Source organism: Occultella glacieicola (genome assembly GCF_004353825.1).
GTDB classification, from domain to species: domain Bacteria; phylum Actinomycetota; class Actinomycetes; order Actinomycetales; family Beutenbergiaceae; genus Occultella; species Occultella glacieicola.
The window spans coordinates 99,621-116,192 of record NZ_SMNA01000009.1; the positions used below are offsets into that span (position 1 = coordinate 99,621).

Genomic DNA, 16,572 nt, shown 5'->3' on the forward strand with positions numbered 1-16,572 from the left:
TCGTCCGGACGGGCCTACAGGGTGCTGGCCACCTTGATGATCCGGCGCCGCAGCCACACCTTGCGCATGCCGCCGACGTACAGCCGGAGCCGGGCCAGTTCCCAGCGTCCGTATTCCGCCTCGTCGGTCAGCAGCCGGCGCACGTCGTGGCGGCTGGTGGTGCGGGGAAGGGTCAGTTCCCGGAACTCGTACTGGGAGGCGTGGCTGGGTCGTGCTTGCTTGGTCGACTGCTTGGGTGCTGCGGACTCCATCCGCACAGCGTAGGCGAGAAGTTCACGATTTTGCGGTGTCATTCGCCGGTGTTGACCGCTACGGTCAGCACATGGCTACCGAACCTCGCGCAGCACTGGACCGGCTCACCGCTGCCTTCGAGGCGCACCTGGACGCCGTCGCATCCGCCGGCGACGACAATTCGCCGGCCGTGATCGCGGCCACCAACACCCTCGCCGACGCGTTCGAGACCTACGACGAGGCCCTCTACGACGCCCACGGCGTCGACACCCCGTTCGTGGTCTACGACGGCGAGGACGACGAGGACGAGGACTTCGACGACTTCGACGACGAGGACGAGGACGAGGGCGACGACGAGCTGGACGGCGACGACGAGGAGTAGACCGGCAGGGCCCGACGGCGCCCGCTCAGCAGGTGCGCGCCGTCACCGTCGTTCGGGGTAGCCGTACGACGGTGCGGTGACCTCGTCCAGCACTGCGCGGATCTGATCGGGCAGGGCCAGGTCGACCGCCGCGAGCGTGCCCCGCAGTTGCGCGGGGGTGCGGGCGCCCACGATCGCGCTCGCGACGCCGTCGACGTCCCGCGCCCAGGCCAGCGCCACCTCCACCGGCGCGCGTCCGAGACCGTCGGCGGCGGTGGCGACCGCCTCGACCACCCCACGCGCCTCGAGGGTCAGGTACGGGTCCACGAACCCGCGCAGGTGCGGCGACGCCGCCCGCGAGTCCGCCGGGACCGACCGCCGGTACTTGCCGCTCAGGACCCCCCGCCCGAGCGGGGACCAGGCCAGCACCCCGACCCCGAGTTCCCGGGCCGCCGGCAGCACCTCGCGTTCGATCCCCCGCTCGAGCAGCGAGTACTCCATCTGAGCGGCCGTGCAGAACGTGTCGTCCGCCTCCAGCAGGGTGGCCATCCGGGCCACCTGCCAGGCGGGGAAGTTGGACAGGCCCACGTAGCGGGTGCGTCCGGACCGGACCGCCTCGCGTAACGCGGAGATCGTCTCCCGGACGGGGGTGGTCGGGTCCGGGGCGCCCACCAGCCAGAGGTCCAGGTGATCGGTGCCGAGCCGGGCCAGGCTCGCGTCCAGCGTGTCCAGGAGGCTGCGCCGGGAGGCGTCCACCCGACCGTCGCGGACCCCGGCCTTCGAGCACAGCACCACCTCGTCGCGGTCGACGGTGTCCGCCAGCAGTGCCCCGATCAGCTCCTCGGCCGCACCGTCGGCGTAGGTGGCGGCCGTGTCGAGCAGCGTGCCGCCCGCATCCAGGAAGACGCGTAACTGCTCGGCCGCCTCGTGCTCGTCCGTGTCACGGCCCCACGTCATCGTGCCGAGGCCGACCGCCGAGACCGTGAGCCCGCTGCCGCCGACCTGCCGTGACTCCATGGGGCACGAGGCTACCTGCCACGGCGTCTACCCTTGGCGCGTGACATGGTGGGAAGCAGTGATCCTGGGTCTGGTCCAAGGTCTGACCGAGTTCCTCCCGATCTCGTCGTCGGCGCACCTGCGCATCGTCGGTGAGTTGCTGCCCGGTGGCAGCGACCCCGGCGCCGCGTTCACCGCCATCACGCAGATCGGTACCGAAGCGGCGGTGATCCTCTACTTCCGGCGCGACTTCGCCCGGATCATCGGCCGGTGGTTCCAGGCGCTGCCGGTGGGGCCATGGCGGAACCAGGTGCCGACCTCGGACCCGGACGCCCGGATGGGGTGGTTCATCATCCTCGGGTCCATCCCGATCGTCGTCCTGGGCCTGCTGTTCAAGGACGCGATCGAGCACGCACTGCGCAACCTCTACCTGACGGCGCTCATGCTGGCCCTGTTCGCGCTGATCCTCGGCTTCGCCGACGCGCGGGGTGCGAAGACCCGCACACTGGACACCCTGACGATGAAGCACGCCTGGCTATTCGGGTTCGCCCAGGCGCTCGCGCTCGTCCCGGGCGTCTCCCGGTCCGGTGGCACGATCACCGCCGGGCTGCTGATGGGGTACACCCGCGAGGCCGCCGCGCGGTACTCGTTCCTGCTCGCGGTGCCGGCCGTCCTCGGCTCGGGGTTCTACCAGCTCGTCAGGAGCGGCGGCACCGGGGGAGCCGCGGGGTTCGGCGCGACCGCGCTGGCGACCGTGATCGCGTTCGCGGTCGGGTACGTCGTGATCATCGCGTTCCTGAAGATCGTCTCGACATACTCCTACAAGCCGTTCGTGTACTACCGGATCGGGCTCGCCGCGCTGGTCGTCGTGTTGCTCGTCACAGGCGTGCTCGAGCCGCTCCCGCCCACCGGATAGGGTGAGCGGGTGCAGTCATGGCCCGCCCCCCGCATTCCTGAACTCCCCGGTCGCGGCCCGGGCCTGAGCCTGACCGACACCGCGACCGGTGCCCGGACGGAGCCGACGGACGACGGCGTGGGCCGGCTGTACGTGTGCGGCATCACCCCGTACGACTCGACCCATCTGGGGCACGCGTTCACCTACGTCACCTTCGACCTGATCGGGCGCGTGTGGCGCGACGCCGGCGTGGACGTGCGGTACGCGCAGAACATCACCGACGTGGACGACCCCCTGCTCGAGCGGGCCACCGAGACCGGCGTCGACTGGCGTGACCTCGCCGACGACCAGGTGGACCTGTTCCGCGGTGACATGGCGGCCCTGCGGGTGATCCCGCCGGACCACTACGTGGGCGTCGTCGAATCGATCGGCCTCGTCGTCGACGCGGTCGAGCGGCTCGTCGAGGCCGGTGCCGCCTACCGGGTGGACGCCGACGTGTACGCCGACCTGAGCGCCGACGCCGCGTTCGGAGGTGTCGGCCACCTGGACCACACGCAGATGGACGAACTGTTCGCCGAGCGCGGCGGCGACCCGGAACGGCCCGGCAAGCGGCACCCGCTCGACCCGCTGCTCTGGCGCGGGCGGCGCGACGGTGAACCTCACTGGGACGGCCGCAGCCTCGGCGAGGGCCGGCCCGGCTGGCACATCGAGTGCGCGGCCATCGCCGCCAGCCACCTCGGCCTCCCGGTGACAGTGCAGGGCGGCGGGACGGACCTGATCTTCCCGCACCACGAGATGAGCACGAGCCACCTGCGTCTGCTCAGCAACGGCACCGGCGGCAGCGAGCCGATCCGGGCGTTCGTACACTCGGGCCTGGTCGGCTACCAGGGCCACAAGATGAGCAAATCCCGCGGCAACCTCGTGTTCGTTTCCGCCCTCACGGCCGACGGCGTGGCGCCCGGCGCGATCCGGCTCACCCTGCTCGCGCACCACTACCGCGAGGACTGGGAGTTCACCGAGGCCGATCTGGCCGCCGGTGCGACCCGGTACCAGGCCTGGCGGTCGGCCGCGGCCCGGCCGGCCGCGGACGCGGACCCGGACCGTGACCCCGCGTCCGTGCTGCACGCCCTGCGCGCGGCTCTGGCCGACGACCTGGACACCGCCGCAGCGCTCGCCGTCGTGGACGCCTGGGCACGGACCGGCTCGGCCGTGGACGCCGTGGTGATCGACGCCGTCGACGCCCTCCTCGGCGTGGACCTGCGCTAGGCGTGGACCTGCGCTAGCTGCCCGCGACCGGTCCGCCGCCGGTGTCCCGGCGGCGCAGGTACCGCTCGAACTCACGGGCGATCGCCTCACCGCTGGCCTCGGGCAGCTCCGCGGTGTCCTTGGCCTCCTCGAGCTGGCGCACGTACTCGGCCACCTCCGGATCGTCCTGCGCGAGCTCGTCGACCCCGAGCTGCCAGGCCTTCGCGTCCTCCGCGAGCTCACCGACCGGTGCGGGTTCGCCGAGGAACTCCTCGAGCGCCATGAGGATCGCCAGCGTCGCCTTCGGCGACGGTGGCTGGGCCACGTAGTGGGGCACCGCGGCCCAGACGTTGAGGGTGTGGATGCCGCGTTCGTACGCCAGCTGCGCGAGCACGCCGACGATGCCGGTCGGGCCCTCGTAGTCGCTGCCCTCGACCCCGAGCAGGGCCTGCACGGTCGGGTCCTCGGAGGAGGTCTGTACCGGGATCGGCCGGGTGTGCGGCACGTCCGCGAGCAGCGCGCCGAGGCACACCACGGTCCGCACCCCGAGCTCCTCGGCAGCGTCGAGGATCTGGTTGCAGTACGCCCGCCAGCGCATCGACGGCTCCACGCCCTGGACCAGCACGATCCGGCGCCCGGTCGACGGGCCGACCGTCACCGAGACCGTCGTGGACGGCCAGGTCAGGGTCCGCCCACCGGTGCCGTCCGGGCCGACCACCGGCCGGTTCACCTGGAAGTCGTGGAACTCGTCCGGGTCAAGGGTCCGGTGGGTGCGGGAGCCCCAACTGTCGGCGATCTGCGCGAGGGCGGAGGTGGCCGAACTGCCCGCATCGTTCCAGCCCTCGAAGGCAGCGACCAGCATCGCGGGCGGGACCTCGGGGGCCTGCTCGTCCTGCGACTGCTCGTCCGGTTCGCGGTGGCGCGGGGAACTACTCACCGTCCTACCCTACGGGAGGTGAACGGTCTCCCCGCGGGCCGCCCGGCGTCCGAACGCGGCGACGCGCTGGGTAGACTTGCTGACCGTGCCCCCAGCCTCCACCACCGTGCTCTCCGCCGTCCTGTGGGACATGGACGGCACCATCGTCGACACCGAGCCGTACTGGATCGGGGCCGAGATCGACCTCGCCACCGAGCACGGCGGCACCTGGGACGAGAGCCTCGCCGTCGAACTCGTCGGCAGCCCGCTCGAGTCCAGCGCGGCCCTGCTGCGCGAGCGTGCCGGGATCCGCGGAACGGACGCCGAGATCATCGACGAGCTGCTCTCCCGGGTCGTCCGCCGGGTCCGCGAGGAGGGCGTCCCGTGGCGTCCGGGCGCCCTCGAGCTCCTCGCCGAGCTGGGCGCCGCCGGCGTCCCGTGCGCGCTCGTGACGATGTCGTGGCAGGCGCTCGCGGACGTGATCCTCGCCGCCCTGCCCGCGGACACGTTCGCGGCCGTGGTCACCGGGGACCAGGTCACCCACGGCAAGCCGCACCCCGAGCCGTACCTGCGCGCCGCCCGCGACCTAGGCGTGGACATCGCCGCCTGCGTCGCGATCGAGGACTCGATCCCCGGGATCGCGTCGGCGGAGGCATCCGGGGCCCGGGTCCTCGCGGTGCCGGCCGTGCAGCCGATCGTCGCGGCGCCGGGCCGGAGCCGGTTCGCCAGCCTGGCCGACGTCGACCTCGACCTGCTGCGGCGGATCGTCGCCGGAGAGGTCCATGACCGCGTCGCCCAGAACTGAGACCCGCGGCTGGCGGGTCGGCCGGATCGGCGGCGCGCCGGTCATCATCACGTCCGGCTGGGCGCTGATCGCCGTCGTCCTGGTGGTGACGTTCGCGCCCTGGCTGGACGCCCAGCTCGACTTGGGGTTCGAGGCGTACCTGTGGGCCCTCGCCCTGCCGGTGCTGCTGCTCGTCTCGGTCCTGGCCCACGAGCTCAGCCACGGGCTGACCGCCCGCCGGTTCGGGGTCCCGGTCGGGGAGTACGTGATCACCCTCTGGGGCGGGCACACCTCGTTCACGGGGGCGATCCGCACGCCGGGGCCGTCCGCGGCGATCTCGGTCGCCGGCCCGCTCGCGAACGTGGCGCTCGCGCTGCTCGCCGCCGCCGGAGGTCAACTGACCGACGGCGTCGCCTCGGTCGCGTTCGCGGCGGCGACCTACTCGAACGGTTTCGTCGCGGTCTTCAACCTGCTGCCGGCCCTGCCCATGGACGGCGGCAAGCTCCTCGAGGCCCTCATCTGGAAGGTCCGCGGGGACCGGCTCACCGGTACGATCGTCGCCGGCCGGTGCGGGCAGGTGGTCGCGGTCGCCATCCCCCTCGTGGTCCTGGGTCTGCCGCTGCTGCGCGGTGGGAGCCCCAGCCTGTTCAGCGCGATCTGGGCCCTGCTCCTGGCCGGGATGCTGTGGAACGGGGCGCACGCCTCGGTCAGGTACGCCCGCGCCCAGCGCGGTGCCCAGGGCATGGACCTGCGGGCCCTCGCCGTCGGCGCCCACCTGCTGCCCGCCGGTGCGAGCGTCGCGGACGTGGACCGCTCGCTGGCCGCCGCGCCGTCCGTCGCCGTCGTCCTCGTGGACCCCCGCGGGATCCCGGTGGCGCTCGTCGACACCGAGGCCCTGGCGAGCGTCCCGGAGCAGGGCCGGGACACCGTCCCGGCCGCGGCCGTCGCCACCTCGCTCGGGCGCCATGCCCTGATCACCCAGCACACCGGGCCCACCGCCGTCGCCCAGGTGGCCCGGGCCGCGAAGGCGGGTGCCGCCACGGTGGTGGTGGTCGCGCTCGACGGCGGCACCCCGCAGGTCCTCGGCCTCGTGAGGGTGGCCGACGTCGCGCACGCACTGGCCCCCCGCCGCGGATAGGGCGGATAGACTCGCCGCCCGTGACTCACCACGAACCCACCGGCGCCGCCATCCGTCGAGGCCCCTTCCGCGAGGGCGACAAAGTGCAGTTGACCGATCCCAAGGGCCGGCTGACGACGATCGTGCTGCAGGCGGGCAAGGTGTTCCACACGCACCGGGGCTCGTTCGGGCACGACGACCTGATCGGGGCACCCGAGGGCACCGTGGTGGCGACCACGGCCGGTGTCGAGTACCTGGCGCTGCGGCCGCTGCTCTCCGACTACGTGCTCTCGATGCCCCGCGGTGCCGCCGTCATCTACCCCAAGGACGCGGGCCAGATCGTCACGATGGCGGATCTCTACCCCGGGGCCCGCGTGGTGGAGGCCGGGGTCGGCTCCGGCGCGTTGTCGCTGTCGCTGCTGCGGGCCGTGGGCGACGGCGGCTCGCTGCTGTCGATCGAGCGGCGCGAGGACTTCGCGGCAATCGCGCGGGGCAACGTCGAGGAGTTCTTCGGCGGGCCGCACCCGGCCTGGGAGGTGCGCGTCGGCGACCTCGCGGACGTGCTCCCGGACGCCGTCAAACCGGGATCGGTGGACCGGGTGGTGCTGGACATGCTCGCACCGTGGGAGAACCTGGGCGTGGTCGCGGACGCCCTGGCCCCCGGCGGCGTGCTCGTCGCCTACGTGGCGACCGCCACCCAGCTGTCCCGGTTCGCCGAGGACGCCAAGGCGGACGGCCGGTTCACCGAGCCGACGGCGTGGGAGTCGATGGTGCGCGGCTGGCACCTGGAGGGACTCGCGGTGCGCCCCGAGCACCGGATGATCGGCCACACCGGGTTCCTGATCACGACCCGCCGGATGGCTCCCGGCGTGAGTGCCCCGGTGCGTCGCCGGCGCCCCGCGCCCGGCGCCTACGCCGAGTCCGCCGTCGACTTCGACGAGGCCGAGCTGGCCACCGACCTGGGCGAGCGGACCGTCTCGGACAAGAAGATCCGACGGGTCCGGCGCGACCTCGATGCCCGGCGGGAGCGCCGCGAGGGCGGACCAGCCGGTGGACCGTCCGACGCGGACCGCACCGACTGACCTATTCTGGTCCCAGCGGCGAGGAGGGTCCGATGGTCGAGCAGAACGAGGTTCCGGGGCGGGTGTCGCCCACCCCTCGCGAGCGTGAGCTGGAGAAGAAGGCCATCGATCTGGCCGGCAAGAACGAGCGGCTCGTCACCGCGCTGACGTCCGCGCGCTCGCAGCTGGTGGAGATGCGGACCCAGCTCGAGGAGATGACCAAGCCGCCCGGCAGTTACGCCATCCACCTGCACGACCACGGCGACCGCACCGTGGACGTGATGTCCTCCGGTCGCAAGCTCCGCGTGGGGGTGGCCCCGAGCGTGGACATCGCCGGGCTGCGGCCCGGTCAGGAGGTCCAGCTCAACGAGGCGATGACCGTGGTCGCCGCGGGCGGGTACGAGCCGGTCGGTGAGCTGGTCACCGTCAAGGAGGCGCTCGACGGCGGACGCGTCCTGGTCCTCGGGCGCGCCGATGAGGAACGGGTGGTCCGCCTCGCCGGTCCGCTGCAGGACGTCACCGTGCGCGTCGGGGACACCCTGACCGTGGACTCCCGCACCGGCTTCGCGTTCGAGCGGATCCCACGTTCGGAGGTCGAGGACCTCATGCTCGAGGAGGTCCCGGACGTCGACTACGCCGACATCGGCGGACTCTCGGCGCAGATCGAGCAGATCAAGGACGCGGTCGAGCTGCCGTTCCTGCACCCCGACCTGTTCCGTGAGCACGGGCTGAAGCCGCCGAAGGGCCTGCTCCTGTACGGCCCGCCCGGCTGCGGCAAGACCCTGATCGCGAAGGCCGTGGCGACCTCGCTGGCCGAGACCGCCGCCGCCCAGGGTGGCGGCGCGGCCCCCGGCGCGGCGCGCAGCTACTTCCTCAACGTCAAGGGCCCCGAGCTGCTGAACAAGTTCGTCGGCGAGACCGAGCGACACATCCGGCTCATCTTCTCCCGGGCCCGGGAGAAGGCCTCGCAGGGCATCCCCGTGGTCGTCTTCTTCGACGAGATGGAGTCCCTGTTCCGCACCCGCGGCACCGGCGTCTCCAGCGACGTCGAGACCACGATCGTGCCGCAGCTGCTCAGCGAGATCGACGGTGTGGAGCGGCTCGAGAACGTGATCGTGATCGGCGCCTCCAACCGGGAGGACATGATCGACCCGGCCATCCTGCGACCGGGCCGGCTGGACGTGAAGATCAAGATCGAACGCCCGGACGCCGAGGCGGCCCGTGACATCTTCACGAAGTACCTCACCCCGGACCTGCCGATCCACCCCGACGACCTGGCCGAGCACGGCGGGGACCCGAGCGCCGCCGTCGAGGCGATGATCGAGCGGACCGTGGGCCGGATGTACTCCGAGGAGCCCGAGAACCAGTTCCTCGAGGTCACCTACGCCAGCGGGGACAAGGAGATCCTGTACTTCAAGGACTTCAACTCCGGGGCCGTGGTGCAGAACATCGTGGACCGCGCGAAGAAGAGCGCCATCAAGGATCTGCTCGCCACCGGTGTGCGGGGGATCCGGGTGGACCACCTCCTGGACGCCTGCATGGCGGAGTTCAAGGAGAGCGAGGACCTCCCGAACACCACCAACCCCGACGACTGGGCCAGGGTCTCCGGTAAGAAGGGGGAGCGGATCGTCTTCATCCGCACGATCGTGCAGAAGAAGGGCACCCCGGAGGCCGGGCGCACCATCGAGAACCTCAACCCGACGGGGCAGTACCTGTAGGCGGACCGGTCGTTTTGGCACGTCTAGGGTGGGGCCGTGACTGTGCGACGCATCATGGGCATCGAGACCGAGTACGGCATCCTCGGAATCGGCAACCCCGGCGCGAACCCGATGCTGATGTCCGCCCAGGTCGTCACCGCCTACGCGAACGAGGGGATCCACGGCGGCTCCCGGGCCCGCTGGGACTACCAGGACGAGGACCCGCTGCGCGACGCCCGGGGCTGGCGCCTGGACCGGACCTCGGCACACCCGAGCCAGCTCACCGACGAACCGGGCCGGCCCGCCCCCGACGGCGACGGCGTCGCCGGGGCCCAGGACGTGGACGACGCGAACTGGGCGGGCGTCACCCAGCGGCGGCGCCCCGCGCCGCAGCCGGAACCGGCCACGGTCGCGAACGTGATCCTGCCCAACGGCGCCCGGTACTACGTCGACCACGCACACCCGGAGTACTCCAGCCCGGAGGTGACCAACCCGCTCGACGCGGTGCTCTGGGACCGGGCCGGTGAGGAGGTGCTGCTCCGGTCGGCGCGGCTGCTCGCCCAGATCCCGGGCATGCCCCAGGTGGCGCTCTACAAGAACAACACCGACGGCAAGGGGGCCAGCTACGGCACCCACGAGAACTACCTGGTGGACCGGGACGTGCCGTTCGACGACATCATCGACCACCTCACCCCGTTCCTGGTGACCCGGCCGGTGTTCTGCGGGGCCGGCCGGCTCGGTCGTGGGCAGCGCGGCGAACAGAGCGGCTACCAGATCTCCCAGCGCGCCGACTTCATCGAGAACGAGGTCGGCCTCGAGACGACGCTGCGCCGTCCGATCATCAACACCCGCGACGAACCGCACGCGGACGCGAGCCGGTACCGGCGCCTGCACGTGATCGTCGGGGACGCGAACATGCACGAGGTGTCCACCTACCTCAAGGTCGGCAGCACGTCGCTGCTGCTCTGGCTGCTCGAGCAGGGCCAGGTGCCCCTCGAGCTCGGCGCCCTCCGGCTCGCCGACCCGGTCGGCGCCGCCCACGCCGTCAGCCACGACCTCAGTCTGGGTGAGCCGCTCGACCTCGCCGATGGTCGGCGACTGACCGCCCTGCAGATCCAACGGGTCTACGTGGACGTGCTCACCGCCGCCGTGGCCGCCAACGCCGAACGCACCGGAACTCCGGTGGACGAGCAGACCGCCGACGTGCTGGCCCGCTGGTCCAGCCTGATCACCCGACTCGCGGACGCACCCGGATCCTGCGCCCGGGAGGTCGAGTGGCTCGCGAAGCTGCGGGTCCTGGACGGCATGCGCACCCGGGACGACCTGCCCTGGGACCACCCGCGGCTCGCCGCCCTGGACCTGCAATGGTCCGACCTGCGGCCCGAACGCGGCATCTACGCGAAGATGGCGGCCGCGGGGGCGGTGGAACGGCTCGTCGACCCGGCCGCCGTCGAGCGTGCCATCACCCACCCGCCCCAGGACACCCGGGCCTACTTCCGCGGCGAGTCGATCCGCCGGTTCCCGGACGCGATCAGCGCCGCCAACTGGGACGCGATCGTCTTCGACGTGCCGGGGCAGGCACACCTGCAACGGGTCCCGACGACGGATCCGCTGCGGGGCACCCGGCGGCATGTCGGCGACCTCCTGGACGCACACCACGATGCCGGTTCATTGCTGCGGGCGCTGACCGCCGTGCCGCCTCCGGAAGGCGGCTCCGCGACGTAGGATCGCCAGAGCAGGCGTCAGTGCCACGAGGAGGACATCTTGGCTGCACGGCAGTTCGATCAGCGCAACACCCCCGACCCCAGGCCCGACGACGAACCCGCGGGCCCGCCGCCGACCGGGGCGAGCGCGAGCGCGCGCGATGCCGAGGTGGACTCGCTGCTGGACGAGATCGACGACGTCCTCGAGACGAACGCGGAGACCTTCGTGCGGGGATTCGTGCAGAAGGGCGGCCAGTGACGGCCGACTTCGGCGACCGGCTCCCGGCCGCGTTCTCCCGACCCGGGAGTTCGTCGTTCGTCGACTTCCTCGCCGATCACGCCCCGGACCTGCTGCTCGGACGCACCCAGAGCGGCCAGAGCACACTGGGCTCCGTGCCGACCCCGCACGCGACCACCATCGTGGCGCTCACCTTCGAGGGTGGGATCGTGATGGCGGGCGACCGGCGCGCCACGATGGGCTCGACGATCGCCCACCGGCAGATGGAGAAGGTCTTCTCGGCCGACGACTACTCCGCGGTCGGCATCGCCGGCACCGCCGGGGTGGCGGTGGAACTGGTCCGCCTGTTCCAACTCGAGCTCGAGCACTACGAGAAGATCGAGGGCACCCTGCTCTCGCTCGAGGGCAAGGCGAACCGGCTGGCCACGATGGTCCGCTCCAGCCTGCCGATGGCGCTCCAGGGGCTGGCCGCCATCCCGCTCTTCGGCGGGTACGACGGCCTGCGTGCCACCGGACGGATCTTCTCCTACGACGTGGTCGGCGGCCGCTACGAGGAGCATGACTTCCACGCCATCGGCTCCGGCTCGGTGCACGCGCGGGGCTCGATGAAGAAGCTCTGGTCGTCCGGCCTCGACGCCGACGCGGCCGTGCGGACCGCGGTGCACGCGCTCATCGACGCGGCCGACGAGGACTCGGCAACCGGGGGACCGGATCTGGCCCGTGGCATCTACCCGATCGTCGCGGTCGTGGACGCGAGCGGCTACCGCAGGGTCCCCGACGAGGAGCTCGCGGCCGTGGTCCGGGCGATCGGCACCGGGGAGGACCTGTCATGACGCAGCCGTTCTACGTCTCTCCCGAGCAGCTCATGAAGGACCGGGCGGACTTCGCCCGCAAGGGCATCGCCCGCGGCCGGTCGGTGATCGTGATCGGATACTCCGGCGGTATCGCGTTCGTCACCGAGAACCCGTCCCGCGCCCTGCACAAGGTCAGCGAGATCTACGACCGGATCGGATTCGCCGCCGTCGGCAAGTACAACGAGTTCGAGAACCTCCGGGTGGCCGGCGTCCGGTACGCGGACCTACGCGGGTACTCCTACGACCGGGTGGACGTCAGCGCCCGCGGCCTGGCGAACGCGTACGCCCAGACCATGGGCGCCGTGTTCACGACCGAGTCCAAGCCGCTCGAGGTGGAACTCGCCGTCGCCGAGGTGGCCGACGCCCAGGCCGGCGACCAGATCTACCGGCTCGGCTACGACGGCTCGGTCGCCGAGGAGCCGGGCTTCGTGGTGATGGGCGGCGCGGCCGAGCGCCTGGGCGCACTGGTCCGTGAGGAGTGGTCCGAGGGCCTCTCCCTGGAGCAGGTGCTGCGGCTGGCCGTGCGCGTACTCGGCGCCGGCGAGGAGGAGGACGGTTCCGCCGACCGGGTCCTCGCCCCGGCCAGCCTTGAGGCCGCCGTGCTCGACCGGGACCGGCCCCGCCGGGCGTTCCAGCGGCTCGGCGTGCCGGCCCTTGCCCGCCTGCTGCCCGCCGCGGAGCCCGAATGAGGATCCGGCGCATCTTCGGTCTGGAGACCGAGTTCGGCGTCACCTGCGCCGCGCCCGAGGGCCGGGGCCTGTCCGCGGAGGAAGTGGCCCGCTACCTGTTCCGGAAGGTGGTGGCCTGGGGCCGCTCCTCGAACGTGTTCCTCGGCAACGGCTCCCGGCTGTACCTGGACGTCGGCTCGCACCCGGAGTACGCCACCGCCGAGTGTGACGACCTGCGCCAGCTCGTCTTCCACGACAAGGCCGGCGAACGCATCCTCGAGGGCCTCGTCGCCGACGCCCAGGAGCGCCTCGACGCCGAGGGCATCCCGGGCCGGATCCACCTGTTCAAGAACAACCTCGACTCCGCAGGCAACTCCTACGGCTGCCACGAGAACTATCTGATCCGGCGCCGGGGGGACTTCGCCAGGACCGCCGAGGTGCTCGTCCCGTTCCTGATCACCCGCCAGGTGCTCACCGGCGCCGGCCACATCCTGACCACCCCACGCGGGCCCACATACTGCTTCTCCCAGCGCGCCGACCACCTGTGGGAGGCCACCAGTTCCGCGACCACGCGGTCGCGGCCGATCATCAACACCCGCGACGAGCCGCACGCCGACGCGGATCTGTACCGTCGCCTGCACGTCATCTCCGGCGACTCCTCGATGTCGGAGACCACCACCATGCTCAAGGTGGGGATGACCGACATCCTGCTCCGGATGATCGAGTCCGGGTACATCTTCGGCGACCTGAACCTGGAGAACCCGGTGCGCGCCATCCGGGAGATCTCCCACGACATCACCGGGACCAAGCAGGTGGCCCTGGCCCGCGGCACCAAGGTGAGCGCCGTCGACCTCCAGGAGCAGTACCTGCAGCGGGCCCGGGACTTCATCGCGGAGGCTCCCGAGGGCGGCCCGCACGACGAGTGGGTCCTCGAGCTGTGGGGCCGCGGCCTGACCGCGCTCCGCAGCGGTGACCTGACGCTCGTGGACCGCGACCTGGACTGGGCGATCAAGAAGCGGCTCATCGACCGGTACGTCGACGCCCACGACGTGCCGATGTCGGACCCCCGGGTCCTGCGGCTCGGCCTCGCCTACCACGACATCTCCCGCACCGACGGACTGTTCGCCCGCCTCGCCGCCCGCGGCCTGGTCAGCCGGGTGGTCACCGACGAGGAGATCGACGCCGCCACCACCGAGCCGCCGCAGACCACCCGGGCCAAGCTCCGCGGCGACTTCGTCACCGCGGCGACCGCCCGCCGTCGGGACTACACGGTGGACTGGGTGCACCTGAAACTCAACGACAACGCCGGCAGGACCGTGCTCTGCAAGGACCCGTTCCGCAACACCGACGACCGGGTGGACCGGCTGATCGCGAGCCTCGACCCACCAGGATCGACCCAGGTGACTCCCAGCCTCGCCCCGTAGACTCCGCGATCATGCCCGCACCTGCCCGACCCCGCCGCCCGGTGGGGGTGCTCCTGCAGCGCCTGCTGGCCGTGCTGGCCCTCGTCGCGGGGCTGACCGGCCTGGTGGCCTGCACCCCCGACGAACCCGAACCGTCCGGCATCGACCTGGTCGCCGTCGGCGGCAACATGGGGGCGCACCCCCAGGTGACCTTCGACGCCCCGCTCGCGGTCACCGAGACCGAGACCGAGGAACTGATCACCGGCGAGGGCACCGTGCTGGTCGACGGCGCCGCCGTGATGGTCTCCTACCTCGCCATCGACGCGGTGACCGGCGAGACGATCGAGGACACCTTCAGTTCCCAGCCGGAGGTGCTGCTGCTCACCGAGGCCGAGGCCGGCCCGCTCTACGACGAACTGCTCGGCCGCACCGAGGGATCCCGGCTGCTGCGCGTTGAGGTCGGGACCGCCACCAAGCCGAACCCGTTGGTCCTCGTCTACGACATCCTGCACACCCGGGCGTGGGGCGAGGAGGTGCCCCCGGCGGCCGGCATGCCGGTGGTGAGTCGCAGCGAGACCGGTGAGCCCACCGTGACGATCCCGGACACCGCCCCGCCCGCGGATCTGAGCGTCGTCCAGCTCATCCGGGGCGACGGCGCCCAGGTGCGTTCCGGCCTCGCCGTCACCGTGCGGTACACCACGATCGCGTGGAGCACCGGTGAGGTCGTCGAGTCGACCTGGGGCGAGGGGCAGGCACCCACCACCGTGGCCTTCACCGGCCTCATCCAGGGCTGGCAGGAGGGCCTCGTCGACGAGACCGTCGGCTCCCAGGTGATGCTGATCGTGCCGCCCGAGCAGGCGTTCGGTGACGATACCCTCGTCTACGTGATCGACGTGCTGGCCGTGTCCGCCCTGAACGGCACCGACGGGGCGGGCGAATGAGCCTGGCGTTGCGGGTGATCCCGTGCCTGGACGTGAACGCGGGTCGCGTCGTCAAGGGAGTGAACTTCGAGAACCTGCGCGACGCCGGTGACCCGGTCGAACTGGCCCACCGCTACGACGCCGAGGGTGCCGACGAGGTCACGTTCCTGGACGTCAGCGCCTCCACCGAGGGGCGGGCGACCACGCTGGAGATCGTCGCCCGGACCGCCGAGGAGGTGTTCGTCCCGCTCACCGTCGGCGGCGGGGTGCGAAGCACCGACGACGTGGATGCGCTGCTGCGCGCGGGCGCGGACAAGGTGGGGATCAACACCGCCGCGATCGCACGTCCCGAGCTCATCGCCGAGGTCGCGCACCGGTTCGGTTCCCAGGTGCTGGTGCTGTCCGTGGACGCCCGGCGCACGCCCGACGGCGTCAGCACGCCCTCGGGGTACGAGGTCACCACTCACGGGGGTCGCCGGGGCACCGGCATCGACGCCCTCGACTGGGTGAGCCGGGCCCAGGACGCCGGGGTGGGGGAGATCCTGCTGAACTCGATCGACGCCGACGGCACCACCGCCGGGTTCGACCTCGAGATGCTCACCGACGTGCGCGCGCGGGTGCGGGTGCCGCTGATCGCCAGCGGAGGTGCCGGCACCGCCGAGCACTTCGTCGAGGCCGCCCGCACGGGGGCCGACGCCCTGCTCGCCGCGAGCGTGTTCCACTACGGCACGCTCACCATCGGCGACGTCAAGGACCACCTGCGCGAGGCCGGCTTCGAGGTCCGCTGAGCACCGGACGGGCTCAGAGGCCCGTGCTCGCTCCGGCTACCCGGCGGCCCACGCCTCGAACTCCGCGACCGCGTCCGGCGCGCCGGTGATCCGCACCCGAGCGGCGTCGCGGCGGCCCATCGCGAACAGCGTCTGTTCCAGCGGAGCACCGGTGAGGGCCACGGACACGGCCCCGGCGCGCACCCGCCGTCGCGGGCCCTCGGGGACCACCTGCACCACGCCGACCGGCGCGGACCGGTACGCGAACTTCGAGAACTGCCCGGCGCGCCGCCAAACGTCGCCGGTCAGCTCCACCGGCAGTTCCCGCGGCGGCAGCGGATCCGGTCCGGCGCGGCGGACGTCCTCGTGGTGGACCAGGTACTCGAGCAGGTTCATCGCCTCGTCGGCACGCCCGCCCACCAGCCGCATCGGGTTGGCCCCGACCGGCCCGGCCGCGAACGCCGCCACCGCCGCGGCGTAGGCGGTGGGCTCACGCAGACCTTCGGAGACGTCGTCGATCAGCCGGTCCGCGGAGTCCGGTGCCCACGGCCGCGGCACCAGCCGCCACGGCTCGTTCCCGCGCAACATCAGGTGCGCGGCCAGGTGCCGCGTCTGCCAGCCCTCGCACAGGGTGGGCGCGTCCGGCCCGGCGTTCGTGAGGGACTCGACCAGGGCGGACTTCTCGCGCGCGGACCACATGGGCTCCACGTTCTCAC

18 protein-coding genes are annotated in these 16,572 nt (G+C 72.1%); 14 read left to right on the top strand and 4 right to left on the bottom strand.

What is annotated here, in order from left to right; translation table 11 throughout:
* Positions 1–14 precede the first annotated feature (14 nt).
* On the bottom strand, positions 15–251 hold the full coding sequence (locus EXU48_RS18015; protein ID WP_133109072.1) for a DUF5703 family protein: 237 nt from the start codon (positions 249–251) through the stop codon (positions 15–17).
* Between the two features lie 71 nt (positions 252–322).
* Between EXU48_RS18015 and EXU48_RS24820 the strand changes: the two genes are divergently transcribed.
* The gene (locus tag EXU48_RS24820; protein WP_133109073.1) at positions 323–613 is read left to right on the top strand and encodes a DNA primase; all 291 of its coding nucleotides are present in this window, start codon (positions 323–325) and stop codon (positions 611–613) included.
* 42 nt (positions 614–655) lie between these two features.
* Here EXU48_RS24820 and EXU48_RS18025 read toward each other — a convergent pair whose 3' ends face one another.
* Positions 656–1,609 carry an aldo/keto reductase gene (locus EXU48_RS18025; RefSeq protein WP_133109074.1) on the bottom strand — a complete coding sequence of 318 codons (954 nt, stop codon included), beginning with the start codon at positions 1,607–1,609 and terminating at the stop codon, positions 656–658.
* A 40-nt stretch (positions 1,610–1,649) separates the two neighbouring features.
* Here EXU48_RS18025 and EXU48_RS18030 point away from each other — a divergent pair, with 40 nt between their 5' ends.
* On the top strand, positions 1,650–2,504 hold the full coding sequence (locus EXU48_RS18030; protein ID WP_133109075.1) for an undecaprenyl-diphosphate phosphatase: 855 nt from the start codon (positions 1,650–1,652) through the stop codon (positions 2,502–2,504).
* A gap of 9 nt (positions 2,505–2,513) precedes the next feature.
* Complete coding sequence (gene mshC / locus EXU48_RS18035; RefSeq protein ID WP_133109076.1) at positions 2,514–3,749, top strand: cysteine--1-D-myo-inosityl 2-amino-2-deoxy-alpha-D-glucopyranoside ligase; 1,236 nt, start codon at positions 2,514–2,516, stop codon at positions 3,747–3,749.
* A gap of 13 nt (positions 3,750–3,762) precedes the next feature.
* Here the strand turns inward: mshC and EXU48_RS18040 are convergent, their stop codons facing one another.
* Complete coding sequence (locus EXU48_RS18040; protein ID WP_133109163.1) at positions 3,763–4,590, bottom strand: PAC2 family protein; 828 nt, start codon at positions 4,588–4,590, stop codon at positions 3,763–3,765.
* A 160-nt stretch (positions 4,591–4,750) separates the two neighbouring features.
* Between EXU48_RS18040 and EXU48_RS18045 the strand changes: the two genes are divergently transcribed.
* Genes EXU48_RS18045 through hisF form a run of 11 tightly spaced genes read left to right on the top strand, consistent with a single transcriptional unit; the run spans position 4,751 to position 15,877 of the window.
* Positions 4,751–5,449 carry an HAD family hydrolase gene (locus tag EXU48_RS18045; protein WP_235857116.1) on the top strand — a complete coding sequence of 233 codons (699 nt, stop codon included), beginning with the start codon at positions 4,751–4,753 and terminating at the stop codon, positions 5,447–5,449.
* Positions 5,427–6,566, top strand: a complete 1,140-nt coding sequence (locus tag EXU48_RS18050) for a site-2 protease family protein (RefSeq protein ID WP_133109077.1) — start codon at positions 5,427–5,429, stop codon at positions 6,564–6,566. The genes EXU48_RS18045 and EXU48_RS18050 overlap by 23 nt, the downstream gene beginning before the upstream one ends.
* Positions 6,567–6,586: 20 nt before the next feature.
* Positions 6,587–7,627 (top strand): tRNA (adenine-N1)-methyltransferase, encoded by a 1,041-nt coding sequence (locus tag EXU48_RS18055; RefSeq protein WP_133109078.1) that lies wholly within the window; start codon positions 6,587–6,589, stop codon positions 7,625–7,627.
* A 32-nt stretch (positions 7,628–7,659) separates the two neighbouring features.
* Positions 7,660–9,324: a proteasome ATPase gene (gene arc / locus EXU48_RS18060; protein ID WP_133109079.1), complete on the top strand. Its 1,665-nt coding sequence runs from the start codon at positions 7,660–7,662 to the stop codon at positions 9,322–9,324.
* Positions 9,325–9,360: 36 nt separating this feature from the next.
* Entirely contained in the window at positions 9,361–11,028 is a 1,668-nt protein-coding gene (gene dop / locus EXU48_RS18065) for a depupylase/deamidase Dop (RefSeq protein WP_133109080.1), read from the top strand.
* Between the two features lie 39 nt (positions 11,029–11,067).
* A complete protein-coding gene (locus tag EXU48_RS18070) occupies positions 11,068–11,265 on the top strand; it encodes a ubiquitin-like protein Pup (RefSeq protein ID WP_133109081.1) in 198 nt (65 codons plus the stop codon).
* Entirely contained in the window at positions 11,262–12,077 is an 816-nt protein-coding gene (gene prcB, locus EXU48_RS18075; RefSeq protein ID WP_133109082.1) for a proteasome subunit beta, read from the top strand. The genes EXU48_RS18070 and prcB overlap by 4 nt, the downstream gene beginning before the upstream one ends.
* Complete coding sequence (prcA, locus tag EXU48_RS18080; RefSeq protein ID WP_133109083.1) at positions 12,074–12,787, top strand: proteasome subunit alpha; 714 nt, start codon at positions 12,074–12,076, stop codon at positions 12,785–12,787. Before prcB ends, prcA begins: the two co-directional genes overlap by 4 nt.
* Positions 12,784–14,190: a Pup--protein ligase gene (gene pafA / locus EXU48_RS18085; protein ID WP_133109084.1), complete on the top strand. Its 1,407-nt coding sequence runs from the start codon at positions 12,784–12,786 to the stop codon at positions 14,188–14,190. Before prcA ends, pafA begins: the two co-directional genes overlap by 4 nt.
* A gap of 11 nt (positions 14,191–14,201) precedes the next feature.
* Complete coding sequence (locus EXU48_RS18090; protein ID WP_133109085.1) at positions 14,202–15,110, top strand: FKBP-type peptidyl-prolyl cis-trans isomerase; 909 nt, start codon at positions 14,202–14,204, stop codon at positions 15,108–15,110.
* Positions 15,107–15,877 carry an imidazole glycerol phosphate synthase subunit HisF gene (gene hisF, locus EXU48_RS18095; RefSeq protein ID WP_133109086.1) on the top strand — a complete coding sequence of 257 codons (771 nt, stop codon included), beginning with the start codon at positions 15,107–15,109 and terminating at the stop codon, positions 15,875–15,877. The genes EXU48_RS18090 and hisF overlap by 4 nt, the downstream gene beginning before the upstream one ends.
* A gap of 36 nt (positions 15,878–15,913) precedes the next feature.
* Here the strand turns inward: hisF and EXU48_RS18100 are convergent, their stop codons facing one another.
* On the bottom strand, positions 15,914–16,555 hold the full coding sequence (locus EXU48_RS18100; RefSeq protein WP_133109087.1) for a TIGR03085 family metal-binding protein: 642 nt from the start codon (positions 16,553–16,555) through the stop codon (positions 15,914–15,916).
* Between the last annotated feature and the right edge of the window lie 17 nt (positions 16,556–16,572).